This is a genomic window from Gilvimarinus sp. 1_MG-2023 (assembly GCF_030548285.1).
Window position 1 is genome coordinate 1 of sequence record NZ_JAUOSC010001058.1, and the last position, 269, is coordinate 269.

General features: G+C 55.0%; 1 protein-coding gene. It reads left to right on the forward strand.

Annotated elements, in window-relative coordinates; genetic code table 11:
* Nucleotides 1–17 precede the first annotated feature (17 nt).
* A partial coding sequence (locus Q4563_RS20110; protein ID WP_303605772.1) for an ATP-binding cassette domain-containing protein occupies nt 18–269 on the forward strand: 252 nt, incomplete at its 3' end.

The following is a 269-nucleotide window of genomic DNA, read 5'->3' on the forward strand; positions in this document are numbered from 1 at the left end:
GCTCCTGTACCTGCATTATGGGGCGTAATGGAGTCGGCAAAACCACACTGCTGAAATGCCTGATGGGACTATTGCCGATTTCGAATGGTGAAATCCTGCTCGACGGTGAGCCGCTGCACAAGAAAAATGCCGAAGCCCGGGCCGTGGCCGGCATTGGTTACGTGCCGCAAGGACGGGATATTTTCCCGATGCTGTCGGTGGAAGAAAACCTGCGGATTGGTCTGCCCATTCGCAAGCAGCGGTTAAAAATGCTGGGGCGTGAGGATGAT